Here is a 19,442-nt window from a genome sequence, read left to right on the forward strand (position 1 = left end):
GTGCTGCCATACGGGTTCGTGCTCCCGTACGGGTTCGTGCTGCCATACGGGTCGACCGACAGCACGTGGTCCAGGCCCACACCCTGGATGTCCTTGCCGTTGCGTGCCCGCAGCCGCTGCAGCAGGCGCCACGCGTCGATGGGCGGCACCGGCTCGTCGTCGATGCCCTCCCGGGGCTGCGGGAAGATCCGCACGTGATGGATGGTCGGAAGGTCGAGCCGATCGCGCCAGCGCGCGACGCGGTCCCGCGCGGTCGCCAGGTCGAGCTCGCTGCCGTCGATGTTGCGCAGCTCGACACCCCAGCCGAAGTTCTGCGCCGCCTCCTGCAGCAGCCCCAGCAGGCGGGGCAGCTCGTCGCTTCCCGCGGTCACCAGGAGATGATCGGTCGCGTAGTCCGTGGGATACGCGCTGACTCCTTCGACCGGCTCGCTCTTCGGGTCCAGCGGCACGCCGCGCGCGCGGGCGGCATCGTAGCGCTCGCGCCAGTTGAGCCTGCGGGGGCGGTCGGGGGGCAGATCGGTCATCTCTCTCCTTCATCCGGGCAGGCCGAGGCGTCCGGGCACGGCGGATGCCCCAGGCATCCCCCGCGCGTCACACCTCGAACTGCGTGGTCTCGAACTCGCGCAGGCCGTCGTCCTCGCGCACGGCCAGCCGCAGGCGCGAGAGACCGGCCGGCACGCTGTCGAACGCGAAGCGCCCGGTCTCGCCGGCGTCGGCCGACCACTCCCTCTCGCCCTGCACCAGCCGCACGGCGAGCGCTTCGCCGTCGACCCAGCCGTCGATGCGGCGGGCACCGGCCTCCGTCTCGCTCACGTGCAGGAGCACGCTGGTCTTCCCGTCGCTGAACTGCAGGGTGAGGGTGTCGTGCTCACCGCGGACGGCGGCGAGGTCGGCGGTCTCGACCAGCGTGAGCAGCGCGTACTCGCGCGACAGATCGGCCACCGCGACTGCGGCGACCATCCGATCGATCAGGTCGGCCGGGACCGGGTCGCGCTCCTCCCACACCGACCGCAATCGCGCGAACAGCGCCGCGTCGGCGGCCGCATCGAAGTTCTCGTTCATCTTTCTCCCCCAGCGCTCTCGAGCACAGCGCGCACTTTGGCCAGACATCGCTGCCTGGTCGGTCCGATGCTGCCGATCGGCATCGACAGGTCCTGCGCCAGGCGTGCGTAGTCGGGACGCTCCTCGAACGCGACCACGCGCAGCAGCCGTCGGCATCGTTCGTCGAGCGTCGCGACCGCAGACCACAGCCGGCTGGTCTGATCGCCGTCCACAGCGGAGTCCTCGGCGGACTCCTGGATGGGCAGGTGAGGCTCGAGGTGCTCGACCTCGGTCGGGTCGGCCCGTCGTTGCAGCTTGCCGACGCGCCATGCCTCGCGGCGTGCGCACGTCGTGAGCCAGCCCGACACCGCCTTCGGGTCGAGGATGGTCTCGTGCCGGCGCACCAGAGTGAGCCACGTCGTCTGGACGACGTCCTCCGCCAGTGCCCGGTCGAGCCCATAGGCGCGCACCACATGCCAGAGCACGGGCGACATGAGTCGCACGAGCTCGTCCATGGCGCGTGTGCGCCCCTCGCGCCACTGGCCGAACAGGTCGGCGGCGCGCTCCCAGCGGGTCGGCTCAGCATGCTCGACGGCAGCGCCGGGATCGTCCGGCGTCGCGTCGAGTGGGTCCGACCGATCGGTGTCGGTCATGAGTCCCATTCTGTCCACACCGGGAAGGAGGACGGAAGAGCCGGTGTGATACACCCGCCGCGCACCCGTCGGGTGCCGCCCGCAGGCGTCCGGGCGCGGAGATCTAGAATCGGGCCATGGCCCGGCTGCTGTATGTGTGCGTGCGCCCGCAGGCCGGCGCCGCCGCCGCGGAGTACGAGTCGTTCCGCACCGGCGCGCGCCTGGAGCCGGGCGAACTCGACCGCATCGACCTGGTCCGTGAGCGCCTGCCCCCCGATGCGACCGAGCGCTGGAGCGGCTTCGTCGTCGGCGGCAGCCCGTTCAACCTCACCGACCCCGAATCGACCAAGACCGACGCGCAGCGCGCGGTCGAGGCCGATCTCGAGCGCCTCGCACGCGAGGCCGCCGCGCAGCGCACCGCCGCGCTGTTCACCTGCTACGGCATCGGCATCGTGACCCGCATGCTGGGCGGCGAGGTCACCCGTGCCTTCCCCGAGGACACCGGGCCGGTCGCCGTCGAGCTGACCGCCGCCGGCGAGCGCGACCCGGTCTTCGGCGGACTCGCCACCCGGTTCAGCGCCCTCACCGCACACAAGGAGGGAGCGGGTCGGACCCCTCCCGGCGCGGTGCTGCTGGCCACGAACGAGGGATGCCCGGCGCAGGCCTACCGGGTCGGCGATCGCCTGTACGCGACCCAGTTCCACCCGGAGCCGACCGCACAGGCGTTCACCGAGCGCATGGCGGTCTACCGCGACGACGGATACTTCGACTCCGGAGACTACGACGCCATCGCGGCGCGGGTGCTCGCGGCATCCATCACAGAGCCCGCCCGGATCCTGCAGGGCTTCGCCCGCCAGGTCACCTCCTGACCTGCCGGCCGGGGCTCAGTCGCCCGACCGCAGCGCCACGGCAAGGCGCAGCAGCAGCGGGACGGCGAACAGGAGCACGGCCACCGCCACCGCAGTCCACCCCACGAGGGCGTTCGCGGGTGCACCGACCAGCCGCTCCACGCCGATCCACGCGGCGCCCCAGGCCATCGCCCACGGAGGCGCCACGCGCCACGCCGTCAGCCCTGAGGTGAGCAGGCCGATCACCAGGAGCGCGCCGAGCACGCCGACCGCGACCCACTCGGCCGCCTCCCCGACGTCGACCAGCGGCTGCAGCCACGCCGTGATGTTCGCCGCCGTGGCCACCGACACCCACCCCAGATGCAGCCCGGTCACGCCGTCGATGAGGACGAGATCGGTCCACGGCGAGCGCACCTCGGCCGTGAGCACGACCTGACGGAACGTCACGCACAGGGTCGCCAGCAGCAGCACGATCACCACGACCGTCGCCGGCAGCGGTGCGAACAGCGCCGTCAGCAGCCATGCGCCGTTGAGCATCGCGGTGCCCGCGATCCACCAGCCGACCGAGCGCTGCCGTCCCGCCGCCCGCTGCCCCGGCAGCGCCTGCCACACCGCGTACCCGATCAGGCCGAGGTAGATCACGCTCCAGATCGCGAATGCCGGGCGCCCCGGCGCGAGCAGCGTGGCATCGGCATCCAGCGCCCCGCCCTGAGCCTGCCGCACCCCACCGCCGACCAGGCCCGACCCGAACACGGCGCAGACCAGGGCGAAGAGCACCGCGGCGCCGACGACGATCTGCCGAGCCGCATCCGAGCGATGTGCGCGGGGCGCCGCGGCGAGGCGCTCTTCGCGGACCTCTGCGCGCGAGGCGGGGCGGGACGGTGCCATGGCACCTGCTTAGTCGAGGCCGTCCCGTTCCGGCAACCCCGGAGCGCGTGCGAGACGTGCAGACTCGATCAGCGCCAGACGTCGTGCGCGATCGCGACGACCTCGCGGATCTTCGCCCACTGCTCATCCTCGGTGAGCACATTGCCCTCCTCGGTCGAGGCGAAGCCGCATTGCGGGCTCAGCGCCAGCTGATCGAGGCCGACGAACACGGAGGCCTCGTCGATGCGCTTCTCCACGCCGCCGATGTCCTCGAGCTCGCCGGACTTGGTGGTGATCAGCCCGAGCACGACGGTCTTGTCGCCTTCGGGCAGGAACCGCAGCGGCTCGAACCCTCCGGCGCGCTCACTGTCGTACTCCAGGAAGTAGCCGTCGTAGTCGACGACGCCCAATAGCTGCTCGGCGACCGGCTCGTAGCCCCCGGACGAGATCCAGGTCGAGCGGAAGTTCCCCCGGCACACGTGCGTGGTGACGACGAGGTCCGCAGGCCTGCCCTCGAGCACGCGGTTGAGCAGGCTCGCGTAGCGCTCGGCGAGACCGTCGACTCGGATGCCGCGGTCCGCCGCCTTGGCCAGCTCGACGTCCGAGCACAGGTACGCCCAGGCGGTGTCGTCGAACTGCAGGTAGCGACAGCCCGCGTCGTAGAACGCCTGCAGCGCGTCGCGGTACGCCTGCCCGAGGTCGTCGACATACGCGTCACGGTCGTCGTACGGGCCGAGATGCTCGGGCTCGAGGCGGAAGTCGAGCACGGTGGGCGCGGGAATCGAGAACTTCGGCTGGGCCTTCGTCGTCTCGCCGAGAAGGGCCTGCAGCGACCGGTAGTGCTCGAGCATCGGATGCGTGTCGCTGAAGCCGATGCGGTCGTCCAGATGCACGCCGCGCGGCTTGGTCTGCACGCCGTGGAACTGGATCCCGTGGTCGAGTTCGACGATGTCGACCCCGTCGAGCAGGCCGAAGAAGTCGAAGTGCCACCACGATCGCCGGAACTCCCCGTCGGTGGCGAGCCGCAGACCGGCGTCGGCCTCCTTGCGCACGAGATCGGCGATGGCGGCGTCCTCCGCCTCGGCGAGGGCCGCGGCGTCGATGCGTCCCTCCGCGAAGTCGGCGCGGGCACGCTTGACGGCTTCGGGTCGGAGGAAGGAGCCGACGATGTCGGCGCGGTACGGCGGGTTCACAGTCACGGTGTCACCCTAGACCCGCGCGCGCCGACGCCGGCGTGGTGGCGTCACCGATCGAAATGATGGCCCGCAGCGCTCAGGCGCCGTCCGGCGGCGCGATCAGCAGCGCGACACGGTCGCGCAGGTAGTCGTCCAGCGGGGTGAGCGCACCGGCGCTGCTCCACCGGATCATCGGCGTGCCGTCGACCAGCCGCAGGGGCCCTGCGGCCGCGCCGCGCCCGAGCGCGTCGAGGTCGAGGCGCTCCCACCCGACGTGCACCGTCTCGCCGGGACGGAACCCTCCGCGCACGGCGGCGGCACGCGTCGCGGCCCGCACGCGCGCGGACTCCGCGGTGTAGCCGCGGCGCACCTCGGGCGCCGCCCGCAGCACCTCCCCCACCGCCAGCACCTCGCCGTCCGGCACGAGCAGCAGCACGCCGAGGCGCCACGCCGACCCGGCCGGCACGATGCGCGGCGCCCGACGCAGGATGCGTCCCCGTGGCGCCCGCACACCCAGCGCCTCCTGCGGCGCGTCGCGGAGCCGCTCGCGCGCCCCGGCGAACAGCGCCTGCAGGTCGGCCGCAGGCATCCGGTCATCCATCCGTGAGGAACTCCACGGCGTTCTCGGGCTCGCGCTCTCCGCGCAGCGCCATGGCGACGAGCGGATAGATCAGCACCGACAGCATGCCGGCCCCGACCAGGGCCGCCGCCAGCCCCGACCCGATGTAGCCATGATCGACGGCGATGCTGGTCGTTGCGACGATGATCGGCAGTCCGGTGGCCCCGAGCAGGCCGAGCGACAGGCGATCGCGCCGTGTGGCCCCGACCGGAGCGACCGCGATCGCCGGCAGGCCGCGGGTGACCAGCAGCAGGATGAGGAAGATCGGCACGAGCACCAGCACCCGCCAGTCCGCGAAGAGCGCCTGGAGGTCGAAGGTGACCCCGGTGTAGATGAAGAAGATCGGGACGAACACGCCGAACGCGAGCGCTTCGACCTTCGTCTCGACCTGCTCGCGCTCCTCCGCGCCGGCGTTGCGCATCAGCAGCCGCCAGATCACACCGGCCGCGAAAGCTCCCAGGAGCATGTCGAGCTCGAGCATGATGCTGAGCACTGCGAGCGCGACGAGGATCAGGATCAGCACCCGCACCGCGTACTGCGTGGAGGTGTGCAGGGTGGCCTGGACGACACGGTGCAGCCAGCCGTGCCGGCCCAGCATCGCATAGAGGACGACGGCGCCGGCGACCACGACGAACCCGATCAGCACGAGGGCCGCGCCGAGGGGCCGGCGCGCACTGAGGAACAGCGAGATCGCCACGAGGGGGCCGAACTCGCCGATCGCGCCCACCGCCGAGACCGCACGCCCGAACGGCGTGTGCAGCTCACCCGCATCGCGCAGGATCGGCATGAGCGTGCCCAGGGCCGTCGAGCTCAGGCAGATCGCGATGATGATCGCGGCGTCGTCGCCGGCGACGATGAACCCGATCGCGAAGCCCAGCGCCAGGCTCACGAGCCAGCCCAGTGACGCGCGGACGATGGGTCGTCCCCGGATGCCGGCGAAGTCGATCTCGCTGCCGGCGACGAAGAAGAGCAGCCCCAGGCCGAAGTCGGCGAGCACCGTGAGGATCTCGTCGGGCACGACCCATCCGAGCACGGCCGGGCCGACGAGGATCCCGAGGATCAGCTCGAACACCAGCACGGGGATGCGCACCCACGGGGCGAGCGAGCGCGAGATGACGGGGGCCAGCACGGCGGCGACCGCGATGAGCAGCAGACCGGCGTTCATCGGCGTCACCTGCTCAGGGTAGCGCCGTCCGTTCCGCTACGCTCCCGGTGCCGGCGGAACCTCCTCGGTCGGCTCGGGCACGATGGTCAGGCCGTTCGGCCCGCTGGCGACCTGGATGAGCTCCTCGACCCAGGCGCGGTTGATCGCCGGCTGACGGCTGCCGTAGAAGTGGAACTGCAGCGGCACCGAGGGGTTCAGCCAGAAGCTGCGCCGCCCGCTGCCGTCCCCGATGTCGATGTCGAACATGAACGACTCGCCACGACGCAGCTTGTTCATGACGACGATGCGCAGGTGCGCGAGCACGCGGTCGTCGATCTCCACGGAGTTCGCGGTCGCGTCGTAGATGAATCTGCCCACGGCCCTGAGCGTAGCGCTCGGCGTGCCGGCGGACCAGTTCTACCGCGCCCCGGCGTCCAGCCGCTTCGCAAGCCAGGCGCGGCCGCGGCGCAGCACCTCGCGCCCCGGCGCGGAGTCGGCCGCCCACGCCTCGAAGCCGTGCGGCGCACCGGGCACGACCTCGAGCGTGGTGTCGACGCCGGCGGCCTGCAGGGCGCGGGCGTAGGCGACGTCCTCGTCGTGGAACAGGGCGAGCTCGGGCGTGCAGATCCAAGCCGCGGGCAGGCCGGTGAGGTCGGCGCGGCGCGCCGCGGCGGCGTACGGAGGAGGGGATGCCTCGCCGGGCTCGGCACCGAGGTACGCCCGCCAGCCGACCCGGTTCGCGCGGTTGTTCCACACCGGATGGTCGACGGCGTCGAGGCGGCGGTCCGCGGCGGTGCGGTCGTCGAGCATGGGGCTCCACAGCCACTGGGCCGCGGCATCCTCGTCCCCCTCGTCTCGCACGCGCTGCACCAGGCTCGCCGCGATGCCCCCGCCGGACGACCTGCCGCCGACCGCGATCCGGGTGCGGTCGATGCCGAGGACGGGGGCGTGGACCTGCAGCCAGGCCCACCCGGCGTGGGCGTCGTCGAGGGCGGCGGGGAAGGGATGCCGGGGGGCCAGGCGGTGCTCGACCGACGCCACCGTGACGCCGAGCTCCAGCGCGGTCCGGCCGCAGAAGCGGTCGTCGACGCGCGCGGCGTCGCCGACCAGGCCGCCGCCGTGGATCCACAGCAGCGCGCTGCCGTTCGCCCGATCGGGCGTGTACATGCGCAGCCGTGCGCTGCCGTCTCGGACGGTGCTCAGCACGACGTCGGGCGTCGGGTCCCACGGGATCAGCCGCGACCGCAGCGCGGCCAGGTCGCGCACCCACCAGCGTTCCAGGTCGAGCCGGGGCTGCTGTTCCAGCGCCTCGCGCAGCGCGGGGTCGACGCGGTCGGGGTCCATGTCAGCCCCCGAGCATCCGCAGCTGCAGCATCGCGGCGAACCGGGTCTCGGCGTCGGAGAGGTCCAGACCGCCCACCTCGCGCACCCGGCGCAGCCGGTAGCGGAAGGTGTTGTGGTGCACGTACGTGGCGGCCGCCGCCGCGCCCACGTCGCCGAAGTGATCGAGCCATGCGCGCAGCGTGTCGACGAGGTGCCCGTCGTTGCGGCGGTCGTAGTCGATGAGACGGGCCAGAGCGCCGTCGGGCGCATCTCCGCGCGCCAGGACGAGATCGCGCAGCTCCAGCAGCAGTGACGCGGTCTGCACCTCGGTCATGCGCGCCGCACGTGAGCCCGGCCCGTCGCGCAGGACGCGCAGCACACGCAGCGCGACGGCCCGCGACTGCGCGATCCCGGCGATGTCCTCGGCAGGCGGCCCGACGGCGATGACGCCCGGCATCCGCGCACCCACCCGCTCGAGGAAGTTCTCCGCGACGCCCACGAGACGAACCTCCGCGTCCGGGCCCGCGGCGGGCAGGATGGCGAACGCCGTGTCGCCGACGAGCGCGACTGCGGCACCCGGCTGCACGGCGGACAGATGCGCGGCCAGCGCGTCGGTGAACCGCTCGCGGTCGGCGAGCAGCTGCTGATCGGCACGTTGCGAGCCGTCCGGGGCGGCGGTCGGCGCGGCGGCGAGGACCCCGACGCTCTGCCCGGCCAGGCCCAGACGCGCGAGCGCCTCGCGGGCGCCGGCGCCCCCCTCCAGGGCGGTGCTGACCAGCTCCGCGCGCAGCCGGCGCTGCACATCGGCCCCCGCCCGCACGCGCAGCAGATGCAGGGCGACGAGCTTGGCGGCGTCACGCAGCGTCGCGGTGCGCTCGGCGGTGAGCGGCCCGTCCATCGCCGCCCAGATCGAGCCGAGCACCTCGTCGCCCGCGCGCACTCCGATGGCGACGCGCTGCGTCGTCACCCCTTCGCCGAGAGTCACGGGATCGACGACCACCGGCCGGTCGTCGCGATACAGGTCGCGGAACACACCCAGCTCCGTGAGCACGCGGGCATACCTCTCGGGCACCTGCCGGCCCAGGATGGTCTCGGCCCGCGAGGGGTCCGCCTCGTCCTGACGGCCCGAGAACGCGAGGACGCGCGTGGATCGGTCCTCGATGGTGACGGGCGCGTCCAGGAGCGCCGCGATCGCGTTCGCCACCGCGAACAGGTCGCCGGAGGGCAGCCCGCCGAGGGTCTCCACGGAGATCTCGCCGAAGTCGTCCTCCGCCAGCAGCGACCGCAGCAGCGCCGCCAGCTGGGTCCAGGTCGCCCCGCGGGCAAGACCCAGCACCACGACGTCTCCCGCAGCCTCGCGCACCTCCTCGGTGACGTCCACGGGTGAGCGCACGACGACGGCCGCGACATCCCGGCCGGCGAGCTCGCGCAGCAGCGCGGCCAGCTGCTCCGAATCGGCGACGCCGACTCCGAGCACGATCGCATGCTGCGGGAAGAGGGGGTCGTCGACCGGATCGTGGATGACGACGCCCCCGATGTCGCGGGCGGCGTCGGTGGTCCCGTGCGCGACCTCCAGCAGCGTCAGACCGAGGTCGTCGAGCACGCGTCCCAGGCTGGATCGCGGCGCGGTGCTCATGCCCGCAAGCATGTCAGACGGGCATCCACTCCACCCATGTCGTCAGCTCGTCCAGGATCTCGGGAACCGGCGCGACGCCCAGGCCCGGTGCGGCGGGAACCGGCAGGTGTCCGCCCGCCATGACGAACGGCGGTGTGATGTCGGTGGTGTAGAAGCGGTCGCTCGCCGACACGTCGCCGGGAAGCGTGAACCCCGGCAGAGACGCCAGCGCGATGTTCGCGGCCCGTCCGATGCCCGACTCGATCATTCCGCCGCACCACACCGGCACGCCCGCTGCGGTGGCGACGTCGTGGATGCGCCGGGCCTCGAGGTACCCGCCCACGCGGCCCGGCTTGATGTTGATGACCGAGGTCGCGCCCAGCCGGATGGCGGCCGCGGCGCTCTGCGCCGACACGATCGACTCGTCCAGACAGATCGGGGTCTTCACCACTTTCGCGAGGTCGGCGTGGCCGAGCACGTCGTCCTCATCGAGCGGCTGCTCGATCAGCAGCAGGTCGAAGGCGTCGAGCTTCGCGAGGTGCCGTGCGTCACGCAGCGTGTACGCGGTGTTCGCATCGACCTGCAGGAGCACCTCGTCTCCGAAGCGCTCGCGCACCGCACGCACCACCTCGACGTCCCATCCGGGCTCGATCTTGAGCTTGATGCGCACGTAGCCCTGGGCGAGGTAGCGGGCGACGGCGTCGAGCAGCTGCGGCACCGAATCCATGATCCCCACCGACACCCCGCAGGGCACGCTGTCGTGCACGCCGCCGAGCTCACGGGCGAACGAGCGCCCCTCGGCGCGCAGCTCGGCATCCAGCACCGCCATCTCGAGCGCCGCCTTCGCCATGCGATGACCCTTGAACGGGTGCAGGTCCGTCGCCACCCGCCCCGCATCGGGCGTCTGCGCCAGCGCCGGGATGAGGAAGCGGCGCATCACATCGACGGTCGACTCCACATACTCCGACGAGTAGAGCGGGTCGGCCCCGGTCACGCACTCGCCCCATCCCTCGCCGGCGTCGGTGACCGCCTTGACCAGCAGCACGTCGCGCTCGGTCTGCGTGCCGAACGATGTGCGGAACGGCGACACGAGCGGCATCCCGACTCGACGCAGCTCGAAACCCTCGATCTTCACTTCTCCGCCTTCCTCTCGGACTCCGCGCGCCGGTGGCCTTCGATCCGCACGATATACCCCGCGTCGCGGTCGAATCCCACCACCGTGCCTCCGGCGGCCAGCAGCGCGCCCAGACGGGTGCGGACCTCTGCACGCCACCGGTGCGCCTCGGCGTGGTCGTCTGCGCGCAGGCGCTCGACGTCGCGGGGCACGGCGACCGTCGTCATGCCGGGCCCTCGCGGATCGACGATCGGCCCGCGGCCGGCGGCGGCCGCCACCACCTGCGGATCGCGCAGCATCCAGCGCACGAGCAGGCGGTCCGTGTCGTCGCCGCCGTTGATGGCATCGGAGATCGGGCCGTAGAAGTCGGGGAGGTACTCGGCGGGCATGGCCCGCAGCTTCGCGATGTTGAAGTAGGCGTTGCGGGCGACGAGCGGGTCGAAGGTCCACTCGATGACGTCCACGCCGTGCGCCAATGCCCATGCGCGCTGGTGCAGCTTCATCGCGTACCCGATCGAGCGGCCGAGGTGCGACGCGGCGACTCCGGCGATGTGACTGTGCAGCGCATGACGGTCGGGCATCGAGTGGAATCCGACCGTCGCCCCGACCAGCTCGTCGCCGGAGTAGGCCCCGCTGATGTAATTGCCGGCTTTGCCGAACGCGCGCAGCAGCTCGGGGGGAAGCGGCGGGTTGTCGAGGCTGCGCCCCCAGATCTGCGCCAGGAGGCGGACGACCGCGGCCTGCTCGCCGATGCCCGACAGCTCACGCACCGTGACCGCGGCCTGCCGTGCGGCGCGCTCGGCATCGCTCGCGGCAGAGCGGGCCACGGGGTCGGCCTGCAGGATGTCGGTCACGATGCGTCCTCTCCCGGTGCCCGGCGCAGCTCGGCCAGGAGCGCCTGAAGCAGCCGCGTGCGCGGAACCAGCTCGTCCACCAGCACGTGCTCGGTCTCGGCGTGAGCACCTCCGCCGACTGCGCCCAGCCCGTCGAGGGTGGGCACGCCGATCCCGGCGGTGAAGTTGCCGTCGCTCGCCCCGCCCACGGCGACCCCCGGCAGGTCGTCGAGGCCGAGGGCGGCAGCCAGCGCCTGCGCACGGGCGAACAGGGCCGTGGATGCCGGGGCGTCCAGCGGCGGGCGGTTGACACCGCCGCGGATCTCGATGTGCGCGCCGGGCACCTCCGGCTGCAGAGCCCGCATGGCGGCGTCCACCCGCTGCTGCTCTGCAGCCGTGCGTGCCCGCACGTCGACGGCGAACGACGCGCGCGCGGGCACCGTGTTGGTGGTGGAACCGGACCCCGCGACGGTCGGGGTCACCGAGGTGCCGATCGCGGGGTCCGCGAGCGCGGCCACCGCCAGCACCTTGTGGGCGAGCTCCACCGTGGCGTTCACGCCCTTCTCGGGCTCGAGACCCGCATGCGCGGCGAGCCCGTCCACCACCACCTCGTAGAGCGACACACCCTTGCGCTCGAGCTTGAGGGCCCCGCCGTCGGCGGAAGCCTCCAGCACGAGCGCGGCGCGCGCCCCGCGGGCGGTGTCCTCGATGAGCCCTCGCGAGCTCGGCGACCCGACCTCCTCGTCGCCGGTGACCAGCAGCGTGACGCCGTCTCGGTCGTCCAGTCCCGCGATCGCGTGCAGCGCCATCGCGAGCCCTGCCTTCATGTCGAAGCAGCCCGGTCCGGTCAGCACGCCACCCGCGACGGCGAACGGCAGCCGCTCGAGGGTGCCCAGCGGCCACACCGTGTCGTGATGGGCCAGCACCAGCACGCGCGTCCGGTCGCCCAGTCGCCATCGCAGATGCGTGACGCCGTCGAGCACGATGAGCTCGGGCGCCGCTCCCAGGAGGGCCTCGCCCACCGCTGTGACGACATCGGCCGACCGCGCCACCGCCGCATGATCGGCGGTGGGCGACTCGCACTCGACGAGCGTGCGTATCGTGGCGACGAGGTCGTCGACGGCGGGAGCGATCATGCGGGCGTCGCAACCTCGGCGGACACCTTCGGCGTCGCGCGGGCGCCGAAGTGCACGTACTCCTCCCCCGTGGGCAGGGAGTAGAACGTGACGGTGATCCAGGTCTGGGTGCCCGGTGCCCGCACCGCCCACAGGTTCTCGGCCAGCGGCACCATCGCGAGCTCCTCGACCGGATCGGGCACCATCTCGGCGAGCGGGCCGAGCACCGTGCTGCGCAGCCGCGCACCCTCGCCGTTCTGGAAGATCTCCATGCGCGTGGAGGCTCGCTCGTAGGTGCCGATGTACGGCGTCAGGTCGGCCTTGACCGGCTCGTCCGGCACCTCCACCGGTTGCTGCATGTCGACTCCCGACAGCTCGGCGAAGATCTCGCGGTACAGCTCGCCGTACAGGTCGCGGGTGTTGCCGCCGTTGGTCAGCAGCGTCACCGCGACGCCCGAGCCGGGGTGGACACGCAGGAACGCGGCCTGGCCGAGGGTGTTCCCGTCGTGGCCGTAGAGGCGCTCGCCGTTCCAGTCGAACCGGATCCAGGCCAGGCCCCACGAGTCGCCCAGCACGTGCTTGTCGGGCACTTCCGCCTGGAACGCCTGCATGGCCGCGGCGGTGTCCTCGGCGAGCAGCCGCGTGCCGTCGTCGGCGACGCCGCCGCGCAGATGCAGGCGCGCGAAGGCGAGCACGTCCTCGACCCGGGAGGTGATCAGGCCCGCGGGACCCACCGACCGCGGCAGCAGGTAGGCGGGCGTGACGACCTGTTCGTCGCCCACGTCCACATGACCGACGGCGGCGGCGTGGAGGATCGCCTCTTCAGGGAGCGTCACGGTGTGGGTCAGCCCCAGGGGCTGATAGAGCAGCTCGCTCATCGCGGCATCCCACGTCTTCCCGGTGAGGACCTCGATGATGCGGCCGAGCACCGAGTAGCCCGAGTTGCAGTACGACCAGGTGGCACCCAGCGGATGGTTCCGGCCCGCAGACTCGAGGAGGGCGACGTACTTCTCGACGGCGTCGTCGCCGCGGCCGGTGTCGGTGAAGATGTCGCCGTCGAGCCCGCTCGTGTGGGTGAGCAGATGCCGCACGGTGATGCCGTCGGTCAGCTCGTCGTCGGCGAGCTTCACCTCCGGCAGGATGTCCTTCACCTTCGTGTCGAGCGACAGCCGGCCGTCGTCGACGAGGCGCATGACGACGGTGGCGGTCCAGACCTTCGAGATCGACCCGATCTGGAAGATCGAATCCTTGGTCACCGGTGCGCCGGTGGCGATGTTCCTGTTGAGCGTGCCCGTCGCCGCGGTGACGATCTCAGGCTCGCGACCGTCGGCGAGGCGCATGATGCCCAGCTGTGCGCCGGGCACCTTGTGCCGGGCGGCCAGTGCCTCCAGGCGGCGCTGCCAGTGCGCGGCGTCGATCGGGGCCGGGCGCGGGCCTGCGGCATCCCCCGCATACTGTTCCACCCACGCGACGACCCGCCGGTTGTAGTCGAGCCGGTGGCTGGGCCTGCCGGACAGAGGGAACAGGTGGCTGCCGCCCGGGTACAGCACGAGCCGGGTCGGGATGCCGCGCTCGCGCAGCGCGGCATGCCACTGCTGCGCCTGTCCGACGGGGCAGCGCACGTCGTCGCCGCCGTGCAGCACGAGCGTCGGCGTCGTGACCTGATCGACCTGAGCGAAGGGCGACATCGCCGCCAGCCGCTCGCGATCCTCCGTGCGCCACGGCATGGCGGCGATCTCGAACATGTTCATCAGGTGCGCTTCGTCGCTGGTGCCGCCCATGCTCGACAGGTCGCTGACCACACCCCCGGCCACCGCGGCACGGAAGCGGTCGTCGCGACTGGTCAGGTAACAGGTCATGAACCCGCCGTAGCTGTAGCCGGTGATCGCCAGCCGGTCGGGGTCGGCGACCCCCTCGGCCACCAGCTGGTCGATCGGCTCGAGGAAGTCCTGTGCGTCGGACGTGCCCCACGCGCCGTTGACCGCGGTGAAGAACTCCTCGCCGTAGCCGTCGCTGCCACGCGGGTTGAGCATCAGCACCGTCCAGCCGCGCGCGACGAGCTCCTGATGGTAGAGGTGCATGTCGTCGATCGCGCCGTTCCACGCGTTGTGCGGGCCGCCATGGACATCGACCAGCAGCGGGGCAGGAGCGGATGCCTCGGGGTCGCGCAGCAGCCACCCCTCGACCGTCGCGCCATCGCTGATGCGGAACTCGCGCGACTCCCGCACGAACAGCTGGGCGCCCTCGGGCGCCGCCCCGTGCGCGGTGAGGACCTCCTCGTCGCCGGTCGCGAGGTCGATGCGCACGATCTCGCCGAACGAGTCCGGTCCGGCCACGGCGACCGCGGCCGATCCCCCGGCGATCGACAGTCCCGCCACCACGCGGCCCTGACCGCCCAGCACGAGCCGCGGCTCGCCGCCGGCAAGCGGCACGGCATACAGGTGGGTGCAGCCGCGATCGCGGGCGGCGAAGACGACATCGTCCCCCGAGATCTGCGGCAGCCCGCCCGGGTATCCGGGTCCGCCCGGCATGATGTTGCGATCGAGGGATGCCGCGAGCTCTGTCGCCGCGCCGGTCTCCGCGTCGACGCGGTAGAGGCGGGCGATGCCCAGCGGATCGCCCGGCCAGCCGGCGACCACGAGCGACCCGTCGGGAGCGAAGGCGACGGTGACCGCCGCGCCGTCGGCGAAGGCGACCACCTTCGCCGGCGCCGCCGGGTCGGCGGGGTCGAGCACCTGCACCGCCGACCGGAAGGTGAGGTCGTCGACGCCGTCGGGCTTGGCGACGAAGGCGAGCCGTGTGCCGTCGGGCGACCATGCGGGGCTCGTGGCGTGCGCGTCGGCCCCGGTGAGCTGGCGCACGTCGCCGCCGGCGAGGTCGAGAACGTGCACCTGCATCCGCACCCCGCGGAGGAACCCGCTGCCGTCGGCCTGGTAGCCGACGCCGTCGGCGACGATCGGGCTGCCCTGGCGCTCGGCGCGGTCGGCGTCGTCCTCGCCCTTCATCGCTTCGAGGTCGACCGGCGCGGAGAAGGCGATCTTCGTGCCGTCGGGCGAGAACACCGCCGCGCCGGCTGCGATCGGCAGGTGCGTGCGCTGCTCGGCCTCGCCGCCGGTGACCGGCAGGGTCCACAGCTGGCCGTCGCGCAGGAAGGCGAGTGTCTTTCCGTCGGGTGAGAACACCGGCTCGGAGTCGGTGGCCCCTTGCGTGAGTCGCCGCGCCGCGGCATCCCGCTCGGCCACCCAGAGCGAGCTCGTGGGCCGGTCACCTGCGAGGTCGACGCCGCTGAGGACGTAGGCGACGCGCGTGCCGTCGGGGGAGAGTGCGGGCTGACTGGGGACGGTGATCTCAGCCAGGTCGTCGATGCGCAAGGTGCGGGTCACGGTGTGCTCCTCTGATTGTCGGTCGAGGTGGGGATGCGGCCGGGAATGGCGGCCAGCAGCTCGCGGGTGTAAGGGTCCTGCGGGTCGGCGAGCACGTCGAGGGCGGGGCCCTCTTCGACGATGCGGCCGCGATGCATGACCGCGACGCGCGATGCGACGTACCGCACCACGGCGAGGTTGTGCGAGATGAACAGCATCGACAGGCCGAGCTCTGCCTGCAGCTCGCGCACGAGGTTGAGGATCGAGCCCTGGATGGACACGTCCAGCGCCGAGGTGATCTCGTCGGCGATGAGCACCTCGGGGCGCCCCGCGAGCGCCCGCGCGATCGCCACGCGCTGCCGCTGGCCTCCCGACAGCTGCAGCGGATACGCCTCGGCGCGAGCGGGGTCGAGGTGCACGAGCTCCAGCAGCCTCGCGACCTCGTCGGCGCGCGCGGCGCGTTTGAGGTGCCGGGGCAGGATCTCGGCGATGCTGGCGCCGATCGTCATGCGCGGGTCGAGCGAGGAGTACGGGTCCTGGAAGACCATCTGGAGCGGGCGGCGGCCGTGGCGCACGTCGATGGGCTCGCCGTCGAGCACGATGCGCCCCCCTTGCACAGGAACCAGTCCGACCGCCGCCCGTGCGAGGGTGGACTTGCCGGATCCCGACTCGCCCACCAGCCCGAGCACCTCCCCGTCGGGGACGGTGAGGGTCACATCGTCGACCGCCGCCGTCGAGCCGAAGCGGACGGTGACGTTCTCGAAGAGCAGCCCGCTCACACGACCACCTGCACTCCGCTTGTGCGGGTGGCCGGGCTTGTGCGGGTGGCCGGGCTGGTCTGCGTGGTCCCCTCGATGTCGCGTGCAGGCGCGGCGATCGGGTCCGGCAGCGGCTCGCCGGCGTGCCAGCATGCGACGCGGGCGCCGGGCGCGCTCGTCACGAGCTGCGGGTCCTCGACGCGGCAGTGCGCGTCGGCGAGCGGGCAGCGCGCGGCGAACGCGCACCCGGGCGGCACGTGCGCCGGATCGACCGGGCGCCCTGGCACGGTGGCCAGCGGCGCATCGAGGTCGGTCTGCATGTCGGGCACCGCCGCCAGCAGCGCGCGCGTGTAGGGGTGCTGGGCCTGGTCCAGCTGCGCCACCGGCAGGTCCTCGACGATGCGCCCCGCGTACATCACGAGCACGCGATCGCACAGCTCCGCGATGACCGACACGTCATGGCTGATGAAGAGGATCGCGACCTCGTCCTGGTCGCGGATCGCCTGCAGCAGGCTCAGCACCTGGCGCTGCACCGTGACGTCGACGGCGGTCGTCGGCTCGTCGGCGATGATGAGCTTCGGGCTGCCCATGAGCCCCATGCCGATCATGGCGCGCTGGCGCATGCCGCCGGAGAACTCGTGCGGATACTGCCGCGCCCGCTGCTCGGCATCGGGGATGCGCACCGCCGCCAGCCGGTCGACGGCCCGCGCGCGCGCCTGGCGTCGCGTCATCCCGTGGTGCTGCGTCGCCACCTCGGCGAGCTGGCCGCCCATGCGCTTGGCGGGGTTGAAGCTCGTCATCGGGTCCTGGAAGACCATCGCCAGCGAGGTGCCCAGCAGCCGCCGGTGATCGCCGTCGCGCAGATCGGTGCCGAGGAACCGCAGGGTCTCGGCATCCACCCTCCCCGGCTCCTCGATGAGCTGCGCGATCGCCAGAGCGGTCAGCGACTTGCCCGATCCGGACTCCCCGACGATGCCCACCACCTCGCCGCGCCGCAGCGTGAAGTCCACGCCCCGCACCGGCGTGATGGGTCCGGCTCCGCCGGGGAACGTGACGTGCAGGTCGCGCACGGCGAGCACCTCGTCCGGGGCGGGAGGGGATGCCTCGGCCACCCGCCGCGGCTGCAGCGCCGCCAGCTTCGACATCACGCCGACCGATCCGATGCCCAGCGACCGCGCGGCCGCCTCGCCGGTCAGGTTGAACGCGAGGCCGGCGATGACGACGGCGACGCCGGGGGCCAGAGCCGCGAGCGGATTGAGGTAGACGCCGGACAGGCCGTCCATCATGAGGCGGCCCCAGTCGTACTCGGGCGGCTGCACGCCCAGTCCCAGGAACGACAGGCCGGCGAACGACAGGAGTGCGCCGCCCGCGCCGATCGTGGCGTTCACGATGAGCGGCTCGCCGATGTTGGGCAGCACGTGGCGGAACAGCACCCGGAACCGGCCCACGCCGCCGATGCGCGCCGCTGAGACGAAATCGCGCTCGGCGATGCCCGCGACCAGCGTCTGGCACAGCCGCGCGAAGGTGGGGGCGCCGGCGAGTCCGATCGCCCACGTCGCGCCCACCCAGCCGGTGCCGAAGATCACCGCGAAGAACAGCGCCAGCAGCAGCGCGGGGAAGGCGACGGCGATGCCCACCAGCCAGGTGAAGACCTTGCCCGCGCGCCCCAGCAGGAACGGCGCCACACCGAGGATGAGCCCCGCCGTGACGGCGACGAGGGTCGCCACCAGCGCCAGCACGACGCTCAGCCGGGTGGCCACGACCGTGCGCAGCAGCAGGTCGCGGCCCAGCCCGTCGGTCCCGATGGGGTGCTCGAGCGATGGCCCGGCGAGGATGTTGTCGGTGTCGACCGCATCGGCCTGCGCACCCCAGAGGATCGGGGCGAAGATCGCCGTGAGCAGCACGAGCGCGAGCAGGCTGATCGCGGCGATGCCGAGCGGGGTGCGCAGGATGCGGCGCAGCGAGCGCATGTCAGTCCTCCGCCACGGTCGTGCGGGGATCGAGGACGGCCAGTGCCGCGTCGACGATCGTGTTGATGATGAGCACGCCGGCGCCGTAGACGAGGACCGTCGCCTGCGCCATCGGGAAGTCCTTCAGCTGGATGGACGAGACGATGGTCGAGCCCAGGCCGGGCCACGCGAACACGTTCTCGACGAGCACCGTGCCGACCACGAGCGCGCTCAGCAGCAGTCCCGCCAGGGTCAGCGTCGCCGTGACGGCGTTGGGCAGGGCATGGCTGAGATAGATGCGCCACGCCGGCAGCCGCTTGGCGCGCGCCGTGCGCACGAAGTCGGCCTCGAGCACGGTCAGCATCTCGACGCGCACGATGCGCGCGAGCACTGCGGCGGGGCCCAGCGAGAGGGCGATCACCGGCAGGATGTACGACTCCGGACCGCTGCGACCGGCGATGGGAAGCCAGCCGAGCGAGACCCCGAACACGGCGACCAGAGCGACGCCGAGGAGGAAGTCGGGGATCGCCGAGATGAAGACGCTTGTCCCGGCGAAGCCCAGCTCGAGCTTGCGGCCCCGTCCGCGTCGGGTGGCGACGGCGACGGCCACGCCGACGGGGATCGCGACGATGACCGCGAAGACGAACGCGAGCACCGCCAGGCTCGCCGTGGCCGGCAGGCGCTGCGCGATGGTCTCGGCCACCGGCAGGCCGGATTGGATCGAGACGCCGAAGTCCCCTGTGAGCACGCCGCCCAGGTAGTTGAGGTATTGGACGATGAGCGGGTCGTTCAGCCCGAGCGACTCACGGCGTGCGGCGACGAGCTCGGCCGAGGCGGTCGGTCCCAGCGCCGCGCGGACCGGGTCGCCGGGGATGAGGTGGATCATCAGGAATGCGGCGGTGGCCAGCACCCACAGCGACACCACCAGCCGCCCCGCCCGCCGGGCGGTGAACCGCAGCCAGCGATGATCGCCGGCGCGGGGCACCCCCTTGGCGGGGAGGGCGGCGGTGGTGGTCATGAGGACGTGTTCCTTCCCGCGCCGGACGT

Annotated in this window: 17 protein-coding genes and 1 pseudogene; 1 reads left to right on the forward strand and 17 read right to left on the reverse strand. The window is 72.4% G+C overall.

The window, feature by feature from the left end:
* From ACIWQI_RS10305 to ACIWQI_RS10315, 3 genes and pseudogenes are all read right to left on the reverse strand, one after another.
* A pseudogene (locus ACIWQI_RS10305) lies at positions 1–524 on the reverse strand (hypothetical protein); the annotation flags it as partial.
* Positions 525–591: 67 nt separating this feature from the next.
* Positions 592–1,062, reverse strand: a complete 471-nt coding sequence (locus ACIWQI_RS10310) for a hypothetical protein (RefSeq protein ID WP_396657213.1) — start codon at positions 1,060–1,062, stop codon at positions 592–594.
* Complete coding sequence (locus ACIWQI_RS10315) at positions 1,059–1,694, reverse strand: RNA polymerase sigma factor (protein WP_396657214.1); 636 nt, start codon at positions 1,692–1,694, stop codon at positions 1,059–1,061. Before ACIWQI_RS10315 ends, ACIWQI_RS10310 begins: the two co-directional genes overlap by 4 nt.
* 116 nt (positions 1,695–1,810) lie before the next feature.
* On the opposite strand from ACIWQI_RS10315, the gene ACIWQI_RS10320 reads away from it, so the two are divergent.
* A complete protein-coding gene (locus tag ACIWQI_RS10320; RefSeq protein ID WP_396657216.1) occupies positions 1,811–2,542 on the forward strand; it encodes a GMP synthase in 732 nt (243 codons plus the stop codon).
* A 15-nt stretch (positions 2,543–2,557) separates the two neighbouring features.
* Here ACIWQI_RS10320 and ACIWQI_RS10325 read toward each other — a convergent pair whose 3' ends face one another.
* The 14 genes from ACIWQI_RS10325 to ACIWQI_RS10390 all read right to left on the reverse strand — a co-directional run bounded on the left by ACIWQI_RS10325 (position 2,558) and on the right by ACIWQI_RS10390 (position 19,413).
* Positions 2,558–3,409 carry a tryptophan-rich sensory protein gene (locus ACIWQI_RS10325; RefSeq protein WP_396657217.1) on the reverse strand — a complete coding sequence of 284 codons (852 nt, stop codon included), beginning with the start codon at positions 3,407–3,409 and terminating at the stop codon, positions 2,558–2,560.
* 68 nt (positions 3,410–3,477) lie between these two features.
* Positions 3,478–4,587: a 5-methyltetrahydropteroyltriglutamate--homocysteine S-methyltransferase gene (locus ACIWQI_RS10330; protein ID WP_396657219.1), complete on the reverse strand. Its 1,110-nt coding sequence runs from the start codon at positions 4,585–4,587 to the stop codon at positions 3,478–3,480.
* Between the two features lie 73 nt (positions 4,588–4,660).
* Positions 4,661–5,152 carry a glutaminase gene (locus ACIWQI_RS10335; RefSeq protein ID WP_396657221.1) on the reverse strand — a complete coding sequence of 164 codons (492 nt, stop codon included), beginning with the start codon at positions 5,150–5,152 and terminating at the stop codon, positions 4,661–4,663.
* Between the two features lie 4 nt (positions 5,153–5,156).
* Complete coding sequence (locus tag ACIWQI_RS10340; RefSeq protein WP_396657310.1) at positions 5,157–6,347, reverse strand: cation:proton antiporter; 1,191 nt, start codon at positions 6,345–6,347, stop codon at positions 5,157–5,159.
* Positions 6,348–6,383: 36 nt separating this feature from the next.
* Positions 6,384–6,704: an ATP-dependent DNA ligase gene (locus tag ACIWQI_RS10345; protein WP_396657222.1), complete on the reverse strand. Its 321-nt coding sequence runs from the start codon at positions 6,702–6,704 to the stop codon at positions 6,384–6,386.
* A gap of 39 nt (positions 6,705–6,743) precedes the next feature.
* Entirely contained in the window at positions 6,744–7,670 is a 927-nt protein-coding gene (locus tag ACIWQI_RS10350; RefSeq protein ID WP_396657224.1) for an alpha/beta hydrolase, read from the reverse strand.
* Between the two features lies 1 nt (position 7,671).
* Entirely contained in the window at positions 7,672–9,285 is a 1,614-nt protein-coding gene (locus ACIWQI_RS10355; protein WP_396657226.1) for a PucR family transcriptional regulator, read from the reverse strand.
* Between the two features lie 13 nt (positions 9,286–9,298).
* Positions 9,299–10,399 carry an o-succinylbenzoate synthase gene (gene menC, locus ACIWQI_RS10360; protein WP_396657228.1) on the reverse strand — a complete coding sequence of 367 codons (1,101 nt, stop codon included), beginning with the start codon at positions 10,397–10,399 and terminating at the stop codon, positions 9,299–9,301.
* Positions 10,396–11,232 carry a GNAT family N-acetyltransferase gene (locus ACIWQI_RS10365; protein WP_396657229.1) on the reverse strand — a complete coding sequence of 279 codons (837 nt, stop codon included), beginning with the start codon at positions 11,230–11,232 and terminating at the stop codon, positions 10,396–10,398. Before ACIWQI_RS10365 ends, menC begins: the two co-directional genes overlap by 4 nt.
* Positions 11,229–12,347 carry a M20 family metallopeptidase gene (locus ACIWQI_RS10370; protein ID WP_396657230.1) on the reverse strand — a complete coding sequence of 373 codons (1,119 nt, stop codon included), beginning with the start codon at positions 12,345–12,347 and terminating at the stop codon, positions 11,229–11,231. The genes ACIWQI_RS10365 and ACIWQI_RS10370 overlap by 4 nt, the downstream gene beginning before the upstream one ends.
* Positions 12,344–15,709 carry a serine hydrolase gene (locus ACIWQI_RS10375; RefSeq protein WP_396657232.1) on the reverse strand — a complete coding sequence of 1,122 codons (3,366 nt, stop codon included), beginning with the start codon at positions 15,707–15,709 and terminating at the stop codon, positions 12,344–12,346. Before ACIWQI_RS10375 ends, ACIWQI_RS10370 begins: the two co-directional genes overlap by 4 nt.
* Positions 15,706–16,467, reverse strand: a complete 762-nt coding sequence (locus ACIWQI_RS10380) for an ABC transporter ATP-binding protein (RefSeq protein WP_396657233.1) — start codon at positions 16,465–16,467, stop codon at positions 15,706–15,708. Before ACIWQI_RS10380 ends, ACIWQI_RS10375 begins: the two co-directional genes overlap by 4 nt.
* Positions 16,464–18,416, reverse strand: a complete 1,953-nt coding sequence (locus tag ACIWQI_RS10385) for a dipeptide/oligopeptide/nickel ABC transporter permease/ATP-binding protein (RefSeq protein ID WP_396657234.1) — start codon at positions 18,414–18,416, stop codon at positions 16,464–16,466. Before ACIWQI_RS10385 ends, ACIWQI_RS10380 begins: the two co-directional genes overlap by 4 nt.
* 1 nt (position 18,417) lies before the next feature.
* Positions 18,418–19,413 carry an ABC transporter permease gene (locus tag ACIWQI_RS10390; RefSeq protein ID WP_396657236.1) on the reverse strand — a complete coding sequence of 332 codons (996 nt, stop codon included), beginning with the start codon at positions 19,411–19,413 and terminating at the stop codon, positions 18,418–18,420.
* Positions 19,414–19,442: the final 29 nt, after the last annotated feature.

Source organism: Microbacterium sp. (genome assembly GCF_044508325.1).
GTDB lineage: Bacteria > Actinomycetota > Actinomycetes > Actinomycetales > Microbacteriaceae > Microbacterium.